Source organism: Sphingobacterium kitahiroshimense, assembly GCF_025961315.1.
GTDB lineage: Bacteria > Bacteroidota > Bacteroidia > Sphingobacteriales > Sphingobacteriaceae > Sphingobacterium > Sphingobacterium anhuiense.
In genome coordinates, this window is the sequence record NZ_JAOQNK010000001.1 from 4,563,790 (window position 1) to 4,578,166 (window position 14,377).

The following is a 14,377-nucleotide window of genomic DNA, read 5'->3' on the forward strand; positions in this document are numbered from 1 at the left end:
GATTAAGATATTTCTTATGTCAAACTTTTTAAGTAAAGTTTACTTCTCTTAAATAAACTGATCGGCAACTTTAATGTCGGTTGTGGAACGGTATGGTTCATTGACAAGATAAATTCATCGATATTTTTTGCTTTGATATAATCAAGTTTTAACCAACTACAGTCTGGTAAGGGATGAAAATCTAAGTATTCCTTGTAGTTTTCTGAATTTAAATTACTCCAACTTTCATAAAAAAGCTTCGTATCGAAATCATTAACATGCCCCCAATTTCCTATTTTTTGTTGAATTTCTACGGAATCTCTTGCCCAAGACTGATGAATGACATAATAGTCTAAGGTATACACGTTTTGATTAAAAGTCGCACGTGCCTTTGAATAATTTGGACTATTAGTAATCAAATTACAGAGCTCATTGTAGGGATTAATAACATAAAATCCTTCTGATGTTTTCTTAAATAATACAATTAATTTGACTCTAAATGTAATTGGCGTTCTCGAAGGATTTTTTAAAAGATGATTATTTTTTCGTAAAAAAGTTGATAATTTTGAGAAATTATAAAGATACTCATCACTGTCAACTTGTATATGCCAGCCTCCTGTGCCAAGATATTTAGCTAACATGTTACGTTGTCTCGTTTCAGATTCTAATGGAGGATGGTTTGGAACATAGAAGTTATCACTATAAAATTGGATTTTATTGTTGACATCTAATAATTTAATTTCGACAAATATTTCTTCTGGTAGTTCAAAACGATTGCCAGTCCATGTCTTTAGATCTTTATCGTAGCTAATCACAATTATATCTGCATGTTCATATACCTCCTTAAGAGAAGTTATTATATATCTATAGTCATACGATAAGAGATATCCTATTTTTATTCTTGTGTCCATTAAAATTTTCCTTCTATTTCTTTAATTTTATTAAATAACTCGTCTTTTGAAAATGGTTTTAGACTATCTTCAGAATTACTTTGTAATTTTTTCCATAGATTTTTATTTGTATATAGTTGAATAATCTTCTCAGCAAATTCTTTTGCATCTTCTGCTAGCAAGACGTTCTTGTTGTCAATAAGCTCCATCCCTTCAGCTCCAATTTTACTTGTGACTACAGGGAGGTAGTATTCAAAAGCTTGTCCTATTTTACCTTTTACTCCCGCACCGTAGCGAAGTGGTGCGATCATAATTCTATTATTTAAGAATTGTGAAGTAACATCTGGAACATACCCATGAAAAATAACTTTTGGATGAGATCTGGTAATTTTTAAATTTACATCACCAACGATATTGAGTAATATTTCTGGATGTGTTTGCCAAACTAGTGGCATAATCTCATCAATCATAAATTGTACCGAATCTATATTGGGATGGTGATGTGAACCAATAAAGAGCAGTCCACTTCTGTCGTCAAATATGGGAATATTTTCGGTATTTACTTTTGGGTAATGAATATTTGAAATAATGACCATTTTTTCATTCGAACAGAATTTTTCCATGTACTTACCTTCCTCTTTAGAAATTGGTATGACTACATCTGCGGTTCTTGACGCTATAGTTTCATTTTTTAATGCATTTTTATATGCTTTTTTTAATGAGCTGTTTTTCTCATTGTTTTGCATTGCTCTTTGAAAACGTAGATGACTAATGTCTACCATGTCGTAGATGAGTATTTTTGGTTTTAAAATACTAGAAATCTTTTTATAGTATTTAGTGAAAACATCTGCTGTATAAAACCAGCTAATTGCAGTGTTTTCTGAAAATTTTCTAAGAAATTTTATAAGATCTCTATTCGGCAAGTATTCGTAAAAAGTACACACACCCAGTTTCTGAAAATATTCTAAGTAAGAATTAGTAATTCGATTTTTTGGAGCGATCAATGTAACATGATAATTAAGGTTTTTATATGCCTTTATAATTTCTGTAAGTCTTAATTCTCCTGAGTTATTGTCATACGCGGGAAGTTTGTTATAAAAGAAAATTATACTTTTGTTTCCACATAGTTCTATTAATCTCTGATCAGTAGTTTCTGCTTGAATTTTATTTATTTCTATTCCCCACTTTTGTTTAAATAACTTTAAATTTTTTGCAAAAAGTTCTTGTTTTTTTGTCAGGGTCTCTTCTTTTTTTGCATTGTAACTTACTCCATTAAAATGTACAATTTGTGAAAAAGGAGTATAATAAATATCTTTTCCTTGACGATATTTAAGATCGAAGCAAAGATCTGTTTCTTCAAAATAAGCTGGAGCAAACTGTATATCAAACCTATTAAGTTCATTATTGTCTTTATGCTTTTTAAACAAAATACTACACCCAGAGCAATAATCTACTTGGTATATATAGTTTACTTCCGGATAATAGTGTTCTTTCTTAACAATTTGGCTGATGGTGCAATCTTTCGTGAAAACACAACCCGCTTCCTGTAAACTACCGTCTTGATTTAACAATTTTGATCCCACTGCTCCAACGTTGTCGTATGTTGTAAATACGTAATATAATTCATCTAAAAAACCCTTAGAAACAATTGTATCATTATTAAGTAAATAGATATACTCGCCATTTGCTAGGTTGATAGCTTTGTTGACACTATTTAAGAAACCAATATTTTCAGTATTATTTACGATATGTATATTTTTAATAAAAGAGAAATCGAATTTTTCACTACTATTATCATTAACAAGAATAATTTCAAAACTTATATCAGGTAAGTTTTGAAAAATTGATTTCAAACATTCCCAGGTGTAGTTCTGCTGATTATAGTATGGAATAATAATGGTGACGATCGGTTTATCATAAATAGGAAAAACAATCTCTTTAAAAACAGGTTTTGAGGGAATTTCAGTTGTAAATCTTTGATCTTTTTTAAGTTCTTTAATGTAATATTGTTTGTTGATCCAGTATTTTACGCTTTTTTTAAGTCCCATGAAGTTTATTTTACTTGAATATTTTTGGATTAAAATATAAAGTCTCGTATGATATATTATATCATAACGAGCAGTATCTTTTTTATGTTACAATATTAATGTTAATTAATGTAAATATTAATTTTGATTAGAAATTTATACTGTTATCATGTGTAATACTTCAAAATGTAAATAAGAAACAAAATTAAATTGTTTATTTTTGGTTAGATTAAAAAAGTGAATTATTGGTGTGATGAGTATCCGTAAAAAAAAGCTTATTCTGGGAATGCCTAGAACTTTCAGTACTTACAAGGTTATTATTGATAGGTTGGAACAATTAGGTTATGATGTAATTGATATAAGCTACGATAACGATTTTTTTAAGTATAAAAATTTATGGGATCGTTTTATTAATCTTGTTCGGAAGATAATCTTAAATGATAAGGGTTATAAAAGTAAATTAAGATTCGAATCCTTAGGCTCCTCCATATTAAATAAATTGAAACATATAGATGGTAAAGCTGACTATTGCTTATTAATTCGGGCTGATATTTATCCAAGAAATGTTATAAAAGAGATCTTATTGAAGTCAAATAAAACTATTGCCTATCAATGGGATGGGGTAGATAGATTTCCTGCAATTAAAGACTTAATAGATTTATTCGATCGTTTTTATATCTTTGATAAGAAGGATGCTAATTTAATTCAAGGAAATTATTTAGAAACCACAAATTTTTATTTTAATCATCTTGATGATAAAAGGGTTAGTCCTAAACTCAATACTTTTTTTTTCGTTGGGAGTTTTATAAAATGCAGGTGGGACGAAATACAGGCCACCTCCAACTTAATACTTCAAAATTTAGGAATACCAAATTTTATTCTATATACTAATGATAACACAATCATAAATAATAATAGTTTTGAAGGTATATCTTTTATAACAACTCCTATAAGTTATGAAGATACTATTAAGTTAACATTAGAACATCATATTTTAGTAGATTTCTTGACTAAGGTACATGCAGGTCTATCGTTTAGAATTTTTGAAGCAATTGGTTATAGAAGGAAACTAATAACCAATAATTCTGACGTTAAAAGTTATGACTTTTATCATCCTGATAATATTTATATTCTGGGGGAAGAGAACCGTACAATAAGTGACTTTATAAAATCTCCATATTTTGATATTGACGAAGAAATAATTTCCAAGTATAGTTTTGATAATTGGATTAAAAATATACTTGAAAATTAACATGATTGTAAATCACTTATTCCTACTATACCTAGCTTTTAAGCATTCTCAACTGACCTTAGATCATGTAAATATTGACTGATACCCATTTGACATGAAAAAGAATTTGAGCTAAGTGTTTCTTGCATTATAATGTCATTTTCTAAAAGTTTATCTCGACTAGCAAAAGGATGCCAGATATGGTAAGTGATTCCTCCGAATTTTATAAACTGTTTTCTAAGATTCATTTTTAAAAAACGAATTACTAATTCCTCATCTTCTCTTCCCCAGCCACTAATTCTCTCATTGTATCCGTTCACTTTAATAAAATCATCTTTCCAAAAGGCCATATTACATCCTTTTGTATATGACCTGTATTTACCTCTTACTTTATAACGACTAGATAGAAAACGCATTAAAAAGTGATTTCTAGTTCTGTTGAGAGATGCTGTAGATATTTTATTTAGTTCTTTAACCGGAGGAACTATAGATGAAGATAATATTTTTTTTGAGTTTACTTCAGTAATTAAAGCGCGACTACCTGTAACAAAATGGTTTTTCTTAGCGAGATAAAGATGATCTGTTATAAAATGCGGGTGCATGATAATATCTCCATCTATTTGCACGATATAATTACCTTCCGCTTTAGAAATTGCTTTATTGCGAATTTGGGAGAGTCTAAAACCATTGTCTTCATGCCAGACATGTTTAATTTGAATCTTATTTTTGGCAATAAAATTACGAATTACTTCCTCTGTTTCTGCACTAGATCCATCATCTGCAATTATAATTTCAAACGGTTTCGTTAAAAGATTTAAAGCACTAGATAGACAAAGGTGTAAAGCCTGAGGCCAATTATAGGTTGAAATTATTAAACTGATACGTATATCCATACTATGTGCATTATTACCTCATTTTTATATATATAACGAGGTATGTCTTCTTTATGTTACAAAAATAGTGTTAATTAATGTAAAATCTATTTTCAACCGAAAAATGATTGTCTACGGTCGAAATTTTCTAATTTAGGGTGCGCGTACCCTTTAAAATATAATCTTCGAGGTTCTTGTAGATTATATTTTTATCAAAAGACTCTAGGATAAATTTCCGGCCTGATATACCCATTTCTTTTCGAAGCTTAATGTCTTGAAGTTTTTTGATTTTCTCCACCATTTGTGGAATACTATTTACTTCCGTTAAAAAGCCAGAGATGTTATCCTTTACTAATTCAGGATTGCTACTATTGTTAAAAGCTATAATGGGCTTTTCTGCTAGAGAAGCCTCTGCTAGTACATATCCAAAACCCTCCCATAGTGAACTTAATATAAAAATATCAATATCAACTAAAAAGCTCCTCGGGGAATCTGTGAATCCTAGAAAATGAACATTCTTATCTGTACCCTTTTCTATATTATAAGTTTTTAATTCGCTTTCCAGCTCACCTTTACCTGTAATGTAAATCTGATGTTTAATCTGTAGTCTGGTTAATTCTACAGAGAGATCGATTAAAAACTTCTGATTCTTTTGTGGAGCAAGTCTTGCTAGATTTCCTATAATTAATGAATCATCTTTGCGATCGGGAACTATTTTTTTATAAACTAATTGATCAAATTTTTGAAAATCGATAGGGTTGTAAATTACTCTAATTTTTTCTTTTGGAAACAGTTGAGGATTATTTGCTAATATCGTTTCTCGAGTTGCATAGGAATTTGCTAGCACATCAGTGATATAGTTGCCAAAAATACGTTGATTTAGAAATGTATTTTTGATAGGAATAGCAGATCCTCTTCGGTATATAATACGAGGAACTCCTGCACTATGAGCGGCGTAAGCGGCAATTTTTAAATCTCTCGGATTATTGATTAATACGACTTCAATCTGTAACTTTTCAAATGTCGAAGTCAAATAGCACCTCTTTACCGGATTTAGAAAACTAAGATTAGTTAAATGGACTTCAATATATGTGATTGCAGGGAATTCAAGTAGCTTTGTTTCTAATTTACTGTTCTTTGAACCAAAAAAATAAACATCATGACCAAGCTTCGCAAAATGTACTGCAGATTCAAAATGCCATTTCTCACCTCCGCCCCACGTCTCTATCGAATTAAAAAAACCTATTCTCATTTACTAATTTTTTTGTAAAGATTCATCCATTGAGCAGCCAATATTTCGTCATTGAACTGTTGTGCATACGCTAATCCTTTTTGACTCATGATCTCCTGTCGTTCCGGTGAATTCAAAATACTATCTATACTTAAGGAAAGTTGATTTATATCATTCGGATCAATATAGTGGGAGAATGGTCCTCCAGCTTCAGGAAAAACGCCGGAATTTGTTGTGATGACAGGCGTTCCACTATATAATGCTTCAATGATAGGTATTCCAAATCCTTCAAAAATGGAAGGATAAACAAATATTTTAGCAATGCTATAGAGGACCGATAATTCATTCATTGTCAATCCTTGTAAAAAGATTATGCGATTTTCCATATTATGAGCCGCAACGTACGATCTTATTTCCTTAGCATAAGCAGTCTGTTTACCAACTATAACTAAAGGAATATCTTTATCTTTAATTGCCTGGACAATTGAAAAAGCATTTTTACGAGGCTCGATTGTACCTACATTCAATATGAATTCGTTGGGAAGACCCAACTTCTTAATTAAGTTTTGCTTTTCTTCTTCCGATTTAACAGATTTAAATGATTCATGACATCCTTGGTAGATGACTTTGATCTTGTCTTTAGAAATGTGAAAAAAATCAACAATATCTAATTTGGTTTGTTCACTTATCGCTACAATTTGATCTGCATGCTCGCATGCATATTTAAATTTCTTATGGTAAAGCGCACGGTCAATCTTTTTATATAGTTCAGGATAGCGAATAAAAATCAAATCATGAATTGTCACGACAGATTTAATGGATGTTTTATCTAGACCTATTGGGATCTCTCCGGAAAGACCGTGATAAATATCAATCTGATCATGTTCTAAATCCTTAACAATACGGTTAGAACGCCAATTACTTGGTAAGGTACGATTTATAAAGCCAGAGGGACGTTTAATAATATGATCTGGAACTAGACTATTATAGTGATATTTTCCAGTTTGTGGTGTGTAAAGGAGGTATTCTATCTCAGGATTATTAGCACGTAATATGCGAATTAAATCACGGCTGTAGTTCCCTAGCCCTGTGTGATTATTAAAAAATCGCTTTGCATCAAATCCTATTCTTAACATTTTATTACTTGTATATTGTCTTATTTTAGATGTTACTTAAAGTGGGTAAAAGTATTATTCGATTATCTGTAAATTCAAATTTAGATAATTTGTTTTATTTTGTTAATAATCATTTCCGAAGAGACTAAATCAATTGCTTCCTTACCATCACAATCACAGGGCTTATTCCCATATATTGAATTTGGTCTATTAGGATGTTCTACCTGAACACAATCTTCTATGGATTGTCCATAACCAAGAAATCCCGCAAAAGGGTGGGTAGCACCCCACACGGACAAGCAACGAACACCCATTAAAGAAGCCATATGCATACCTGAAGAATCCATACTGATCATTAAGTCTAAATTAGAAATAATAACAAGTTCTTCTTTAAGATTGAAACGACCAATTGTACTGTGGACACTGGGATATAGTGCTTGCCATTTTTCAGCTTGTGCTTGTTCCAATTTCCCTCCGCCAAATATGAATGTGTCAAAGTTGTTCTGAGATAAGAAAGCAATTATTTCCTGCATTTTTGGAAGAGGAAAGACTTTATAGGAGTGTTGTGCAAATGGGGCGATCCCAATTTTTCTGCTTTCATCATCCGAAAATAAAGCATGTGCTAAGTTGGGTAATGCCAACTTAGTAGGCTCTAATTTATTCTGCAATATAAATTTAAAACCAAGATCACGAAATACATCGGCATAACGTTCAACAGTCGGTTTTAACGGTTTCAAAACCTTATTTTGAAATCGGGTAAGTGCTTTTTTTTCTTTTCGGCCTTTGTCCAATTGCTTGACCACAAGTCCCGATACTTTAAAAAGAACTGCTAAAATTCGAGATCTTAAATTAAAATGTAGATCAGCAACTGCATCGGCACCATAAGAAGTTAATTCTCTTTTTAGATTGACAATACCTTTTAAACCCTTATGTTGTTCTTTGGGATTAAAAGGATGGAATTGTACATTCGGAATACCTTCAAAAAAAGCCTTAAAAGGTGGACGGGTTACCATAATAATCGTTACAGCAGGGTACTGTTGCACAAATTCCTTCAAGACTGAAGCAACCATGGCAACATCTCCCATGGCAGAGAAGCGCGTAACAATTATTTTGGATGGTAAAGACATTATTTTGATGCTTGATACAATACAGGATTTAAACTTGGATCGTTATACATCTTCATCTGTTTATAGACTTTCATGTATTTTTTTCCAGCTTGGATATCAGAAAGCAATTCATCAATACTCTGAGAGAGATCAACACGTTGTTCTAAAAGAATATTCAATTTAATTTGACAAGCATCGATATGGCTCGGTGCTACATCATTACGTAAAGTCTCTTGCTCCATATGATAGATTTTTAAAGCTAGTATCGACAATCTGTCAATTGCCCAAGCAGGACTTTCTGTGTTGATTTTAGCATCTTCGTTTGGAGTAACATCTTGAAATTTCAATAGATAGTAGCTGTCTATATATTCCACAGTATCTGTACGATGCTGATTGGATTCATCGATTCTTCTTTTCCAGTATAAACCTACCTTAGGATCGATTTCAGGATTTCTGACCACATCTTCCATATGCCATTGTACGGTATCAATCCAACATTTCATATACAGTAAATGTTCCAATGATGACGACTCAAAAGGGTTTTGAATAACTTGATCAATTTCGTTTTCAACGTGATAATCTGCGATTGCACGTTGAAAAATAGTGTTAGCTAATGCACTTATCATAGTACAAACTTAGATAAATTTGTTTTATTTACAATCTTAATTGCGTCATATCTAAAACAAATTTATTTGCCAGAATCTGTTTTAGGAAATGCTTTTAGGGTATTAGCCGCTAGACCCGAAAAGAACTTCTTAATTGATGAAAGAAAATTGGGATGCCTATTTTAATAAATCTAAAAGCAGACTTGGATATATTCCGAGGAGTACAACCAAAATACTGATCGAAACAGCTATAAGAACTAAAAATCTGTTGAACTTAGGTAACGCTATAGCCGTGTCATTATCTCTTAAAAATGCAAGTAGTGGAATTTTAAAATAAAAGAATAACGAGATCACAGAAGTTAAGGCTCCTACAATAAGTAGGAATAATAAAGGTATTTCATTTAACGTCTGGTACTGTTCAAATACCTTAGAAAATACCAGAAGTTTTCCGATAAATCCCGCAGTAGGAGGAAGTCCGATTAGTGAGATCAACAGAATAGAGAAGCTCACAAATATCACCGGGTATTTTTTACCCAAACCTTTATAAGATTCAATAGTGGTACTTTCAAGACCTTGTTCCAGTTGATCAATAAATAAAAAGACTGCGATATTCATCAAAGCATAGATTGCCAGATAAAATAATAGAACATCAGGATCGTTGTCAATATAAACAAGAGCCACCATCAAGAGTATACCAGTATGACCAATCGAAGAATAGGCCATCATTCTTTTAATATCTTTTTGCTTTAATGCGGCTAGATTTCCTATAAGCATTGTAGCGATTGCAATGATGATGATAACGGAGATTAAGAACTCTGAGTAGAAGAAAGGGCTAGCAGTCCAGCTCGCCAGTAAACGCGATAACAGAACCAGTGCTCCAATTTTTGGTACTGTTGATAAATAGGCAGTTATTGGGGTCGGAGCACCTTGATAAACATCAGGACTCCACACATGAAAAGGGGCAAAGCTTAATTTAAAACCAATTCCGGTTAGTAAAAACAGAAATGCAATACAGGTCATGACTTTTGGAGCTTCAATAAGTCCCTGGATATGTTGCTGGCTATCAAAATTTAAGTTTCCCGTGAAACCGTAAATAAGTGATAGACCATACAGCATGACCGCCGCACAGATGGAACCAAATAAAACATATTTCATTGCCGCTTCAGCCTCAAATTTCGTTTTAGAGAAATATCCGACCATGACGTACGAGCTGATCGATAAAGTTTCAATCGCGATAAAAATCAGCAACCAGTTGCTGCTTATCGTTAATAAGTGCAGTCCTAGTGTAGCTGTGAGAAATACTGCATAAAGATCACCAATAGGACGGATCTGATTTGAAAAACGTTGCTGGATGAATACAGCTATAAGTATAGTTGATAGCGATAAGATGATTCGGGATAAAATAGATAATTTATCAATTTTGATCATCTCAAAAAATCCAGATTCACCAGTAAGTAGGCTATTCTGATCAAAAAGTAAATATAAACTAAGTAATAAACCGATTATGGTAATAGCAAATGAACTCTGTTTCCAAATTCGGTCTATAAATAAACTGCAAAATATACTGCATACAAAAGCAATCATGAGTGCAAGTTCCGGCTTGAATAAAGGGATACTTACTATGATATGGTCTAAAATTGACGAAATTGATGAAGCAAATGCGGCCATGTTTTTAGTTATACTGTTGAATAAAGGAAACCAAATTGATGACAGAAGCATTCATTTGGTCGAATATAATAAAGGGACATATTCCTAAAAGTAGAGCAAGTGCTAAAGTCGGGAACAAGATCAGTTGTTCCCTAACGGAAAGATCGACTAGGGCCTGTTGCCAAGAATCTCCACCTTTTAATCTTGTTTCTCCAAAAAACATTCTTTGTAATGTCCATAGTAGATAGGCCGCACTCATTAGGATTCCAATAGATCCAGCTATAGCCATCCATCTTGGGAGACCAGTACCTAAACTTGCTGAATTAAATGTTCCGATAATCACAAACGCCTCTGCAATAAATGCAGAGAAACCAGGTAAACCTAAAGAAGCAAAAAATGCAATAGCTATATAAGCAGTATATTTAGGCATAATACTGGCCAATCCTCTAAAATGTGGAATGTAACGGTCATGTACACGGTCGTAGATAACACCGACCAAGAAAAATAAGGCCGCAGATAGAAAACCATGACTAATCATCTGAAACATTGCTCCCGAAATACCCTCTGCAGTAAAAGAAGCTAAGCCCAAGAGGACAAATCCCATATGGGATACAGAAGAATAAGCAATCATTCTTTTCAAATCTTTTTGTGCTAATGCATTAAAGGCACCATATAAGATCGAAATCACCCCGATAAGACCCAGCCACCAATTACTAGTAGCTGCAGCATCAGGGAAGATGCTGAAACAAACGCGGATGATACCATATCCACCAATCTTTAATAAGATACCCGCTAGGATAATAGAAACGGGTGTCGGAGCTTCCACGTGCGCATCAGGCAACCAGGTATGTAGCGGGACAATAGGAACTTTAATAGCAAAAGCAAAGAAAAGTACGATAAATCCAATCAGACGGGCTGATATACCAAAAATCTCCTGATAACCATCCAGTGCAAAAATAGAACCTTGTACATAATTGTCCGGATTCATCATATGGATCATGCTAAAGGTATGAGCACCTGTAACAGGATTGATCACCGAGAAGTAAAGACCTACTATGACCAAGAGCATGAAAACAGAACCGAACAAGGTATAAATAAAAAACTTCATGGCAGCATATTCTCTTCGCTCGCCACCCCAGATTCCGATGAGGAAGTATAATGGAAGTAACATCACCTCATAAAATAAATAGAATAAGAAGAAGTCTAAAGCACAGAATATGCCAATGACTGCCATATTCAGAAGCATAAGTAAGGCAAAATATCCTTTCATACTTTTTTGGATATTCCAGGAAGCACCAATTGCCATCAACATCACAAATGCGCTTAAAACCAGTAAAGGCATAGAAATCCCGTCTACCCCGAGCAGGTAGTCAATCTCCAGTTTACCAATAGTTCCAAGATCTAGGCGGATCCACGGCAGTTGCTCTACCAATTGATATCCTTCAAGTGTATTGATACCTGTTGCCGTTGGATTAAACGAAAAGTAGGCCATTCCTGCCAGTAGAAACTGAATAGCAGTTATAGCAAGGGCAATATATTTATAAGCATCCTTGAATCGACTAGGAAGTGCTAATATAATCGCTGTCGCTAGTAGAGGTAAAAAGATTAATAAGGATAGTGTAGGCATTTTCTAACGTAATAAAAGATAAATTAAACCAACTATAACAAGTAAGAATACAGAATATAAATAAGTCTGTAGTCTCCCATTTTGGGGTGAACGCACAAAATTTCCTAATAGAAGGGCGATTTTCCCAATAGCATTAACTAAACCATCAACAATATGTTTATCAAGCCAATGACTCAAATGCGCGAGCTGCTGGATCAATTTTGTTAAGCTGTGTATAAAACCATCAACAATATTTCGATCTAACCAATAGGAAAGAGCACTTAATTTCAAAATACTGTTGACAATAATTGTTTCATTAAATGAATTCAGATATCCCTGATGCAAGGATAACCGGTTTGCAAGACTATTTTCATTCAGTGGATATTGACCTTTTGCATACCATTTCCATCCTAATATCCACACCGATAATGCACCGACTGTTAATAATATAGGAATAACCAGATGGGCAAGATGATTTGCCTCGTAAGGATAATCGACCAGTAATCCATCCATTATCCAGGAGTCATGATAGGAAATTGGATTGATCGAAAATAGAGGAAAGAAACAGCACATACCCAGGAAATACATTGGCCAAAGCATGAGCTTAGGCGATTCACTCAAATGGATAGATGATCCCAATAGATTTTTGATACGCAGTTCCGAAAAGAAGGCCTTAAAAATTAGACGTCCAATATAAAATGAAGTCATAATACTGACGATAATCAATGTCACTGGCACGATCTGAAACAAAGCTCCTTTTGTTGATGCCCATTCGAATGCAGAAATAATGATACTATCTTTTGATAAATAGCCCGAAGTCAACGGAAAACCCGCAAGTGCCAAGGAAGCTATTGTCATCAGTACAAATGTTTGTGGCATATAGTGACGAAGTCCACCCATATTGCGCAGATCCTGTGGGTCGAAATCATGCTTGCTATGCGCTTTCAGATGTGCCATCTCATGGATAACAGCCCCAGCACATAAGAACAATAAACACTTGAAAAAAGCATGTGTCAATAAATGAAACATAGCTGCATCCCAAGTGCCGATACCTATTCCAACCATCATATAACCCAATTGGGAAATTGTCGAAAAAGCAAGTATTTTTTTGATGTCATATTGTCCCAAAGCAAAATATGCAGCAGTAGTAGCTGTGATGGTACCGATGATAGCAATAGTCAAAAGCACTGTTTCGTTAAATAAAGGAAATAAAGTACTCATTAAAAATACACCGGCAGCCACCATGGTCGCAGCATGTATTAAAGATGAAACAGATGTAGGCCCCTCCATAGCATCAGGCAACCAGACATGTAATGGAAATTGGGCTGATTTTGCCATCGCCCCTAAGAAAAATGCAAGGCCAGTAATCGTCAACCAGATCGCATCCATACTATTGTGTGGAGATATCCATAGGCCGTTTTCAATACTAGTATTAGCGATAAGTTCATCATTTCCAAATAGATTGACCAGATTGAGGGATCCAAATTGAGCGTAGACAATCGCTATGCCGATCAAGAAGCCCAAATCACCGATTCGGTTGACTAAAAAAGCCTTCTTATTTGCTTGCACGGCAGCATCCTTCGTATACCAGAATCCAATTAATAGATAAGATGCAAACCCGACAAGTTCCCAGAACACATACATAAGCAGTAAATTGTTCATGATGACAAGCCCGAGCATTGCGAAGCAAAATAGACTGAGATACATCCAATAACGATGTATGCCGGTATCATCGTGCATATATGATTTAGAATAAATATGCACCGGAACCGCTATTGTCGAAACTAACAGTAGCATCAAAGAGCTGAGGTTATTCAGCAATAGACCAACTGTAAAAGTGGTATTTCCTATTGTAAACCATCTGATCTCAGATGATAAAGGCATCGCGTTCCAGACATCCAGAAAGGTAATTAAACTAAAGATGAAGCTTAAAATAATCGCCGCTGTACCAACAAGGCCAGATTGATCTTTTTTACCAACAACAGCCTGATATAGAAAAGCCAGCAAAGGCATTGCCAAAGCAAACAATGCTGTATTAATGGGTGATATGTCAAATAAATAGTTCAAT

11 protein-coding genes are annotated in these 14,377 nt (G+C 33.8%); 1 reads left to right on the forward strand and 10 read right to left on the reverse strand.

The features are described from left to right. Positions 1-14: 14 nt before the first annotated feature. On the reverse strand, positions 15-890 hold the full coding sequence (locus tag M2265_RS19790) for a hypothetical protein (protein WP_132769075.1): 876 nt from the start codon (positions 888-890) through the stop codon (positions 15-17). Next, on the reverse strand, positions 890-2,917 hold the full coding sequence (locus tag M2265_RS19795) for a glycosyltransferase (RefSeq protein ID WP_132769073.1): 2,028 nt from the start codon (positions 2,915-2,917) through the stop codon (positions 890-892). Before M2265_RS19795 ends, M2265_RS19790 begins: the two co-directional genes overlap by 1 nt. A 232-nt stretch (positions 2,918-3,149) precedes the next feature. Between M2265_RS19795 and M2265_RS19800 the strand changes: the two genes are divergently transcribed. Beyond that, positions 3,150-4,148, forward strand: coding sequence for a hypothetical protein (locus M2265_RS19800; protein WP_132769072.1), 999 nt, complete (start codon positions 3,150-3,152; stop codon positions 4,146-4,148). 38 nt (positions 4,149-4,186) lie between these two features. Here M2265_RS19800 and M2265_RS19805 read toward each other — a convergent pair whose 3' ends face one another. From M2265_RS19805 to M2265_RS19840, 8 genes are all read right to left on the reverse strand, one after another. Beyond that, positions 4,187-5,020, reverse strand: coding sequence for a glycosyltransferase family 2 protein (locus M2265_RS19805; protein ID WP_132769071.1), 834 nt, complete (start codon positions 5,018-5,020; stop codon positions 4,187-4,189). A gap of 127 nt (positions 5,021-5,147) precedes the next feature. Further along, positions 5,148-6,251: a glycosyltransferase gene (locus M2265_RS19810; protein WP_132769070.1), complete on the reverse strand. Its 1,104-nt coding sequence runs from the start codon at positions 6,249-6,251 to the stop codon at positions 5,148-5,150. Beyond that, positions 6,248-7,366, reverse strand: a complete 1,119-nt coding sequence (locus M2265_RS19815) for a glycosyltransferase family 4 protein (protein ID WP_132769069.1) — start codon at positions 7,364-7,366, stop codon at positions 6,248-6,250. The genes M2265_RS19810 and M2265_RS19815 overlap by 4 nt, the downstream gene beginning before the upstream one ends. 80 nt (positions 7,367-7,446) lie before the next feature. Beyond that, on the reverse strand, positions 7,447-8,472 hold the full coding sequence (locus M2265_RS19820) for a glycosyltransferase family 9 protein (RefSeq protein ID WP_165905854.1): 1,026 nt from the start codon (positions 8,470-8,472) through the stop codon (positions 7,447-7,449). Then, positions 8,472-9,077, reverse strand: coding sequence for a DUF4254 domain-containing protein (locus M2265_RS19825; RefSeq protein ID WP_132769066.1), 606 nt, complete (start codon positions 9,075-9,077; stop codon positions 8,472-8,474). The genes M2265_RS19820 and M2265_RS19825 overlap by 1 nt, the downstream gene beginning before the upstream one ends. 156 nt (positions 9,078-9,233) lie before the next feature. Continuing rightward, positions 9,234-10,724, reverse strand: a complete 1,491-nt coding sequence (locus M2265_RS19830; protein WP_132769064.1) for an NADH-quinone oxidoreductase subunit N — start codon at positions 10,722-10,724, stop codon at positions 9,234-9,236. A gap of 4 nt (positions 10,725-10,728) precedes the next feature. Then, entirely contained in the window at positions 10,729-12,330 is a 1,602-nt protein-coding gene (locus M2265_RS19835) for a complex I subunit 4 family protein (protein ID WP_132769062.1), read from the reverse strand. A 3-nt stretch (positions 12,331-12,333) separates the two neighbouring features. Next, positions 12,334-14,376 (reverse strand): NADH-quinone oxidoreductase subunit L, encoded by a 2,043-nt coding sequence (locus M2265_RS19840; protein ID WP_132769060.1) that lies wholly within the window; start codon positions 14,374-14,376, stop codon positions 12,334-12,336. Position 14,377: the final 1 nt, after the last annotated feature.

What these genes read in the sequence shown, in the direction of transcription:
- M2265_RS19825 (WP_132769066.1), bottom strand. Translation starts at nt 9,077, where the DNA reads ATGATAAGTGCATTAGCTAACACTATTTTTCAACGTGCAATCGCAGAT.
- M2265_RS19835 (WP_132769062.1), bottom strand. Translation starts at nt 12,330, where the DNA reads ATGCCTACACTATCCTTATTAATCTTTTTACCTCTACTAGCGACAGCG.
- M2265_RS19830 (WP_132769064.1), bottom strand. Translation starts at nt 10,724, where the DNA reads ATGGCCGCATTTGCTTCATCAATTTCGTCAATTTTAGACCATATCATA.
- M2265_RS19800 (WP_132769072.1), top strand. Translation starts at nt 3,150, where the DNA reads ATGAGTATCCGTAAAAAAAAGCTTATTCTGGGAATGCCTAGAACTTTC.
- M2265_RS19790 (WP_132769075.1), bottom strand. Translation starts at nt 890, where the DNA reads ATGGACACAAGAATAAAAATAGGATATCTCTTATCGTATGACTATAGA.
- M2265_RS19815 (WP_132769069.1), bottom strand. Translation starts at nt 7,366, where the DNA reads ATGTTAAGAATAGGATTTGATGCAAAGCGATTTTTTAATAATCACACA.
- M2265_RS19795 (WP_132769073.1), bottom strand. Translation starts at nt 2,917, where the DNA reads ATGGGACTTAAAAAAAGCGTAAAATACTGGATCAACAAACAATATTAC.
- M2265_RS19810 (WP_132769070.1), bottom strand. Translation starts at nt 6,251, where the DNA reads ATGAGAATAGGTTTTTTTAATTCGATAGAGACGTGGGGCGGAGGTGAG.
- M2265_RS19820 (WP_165905854.1), bottom strand. Translation starts at nt 8,472, where the DNA reads ATGTCTTTACCATCCAAAATAATTGTTACGCGCTTCTCTGCCATGGGA.
- M2265_RS19805 (WP_132769071.1), bottom strand. Translation starts at nt 5,020, where the DNA reads ATGGATATACGTATCAGTTTAATAATTTCAACCTATAATTGGCCTCAG.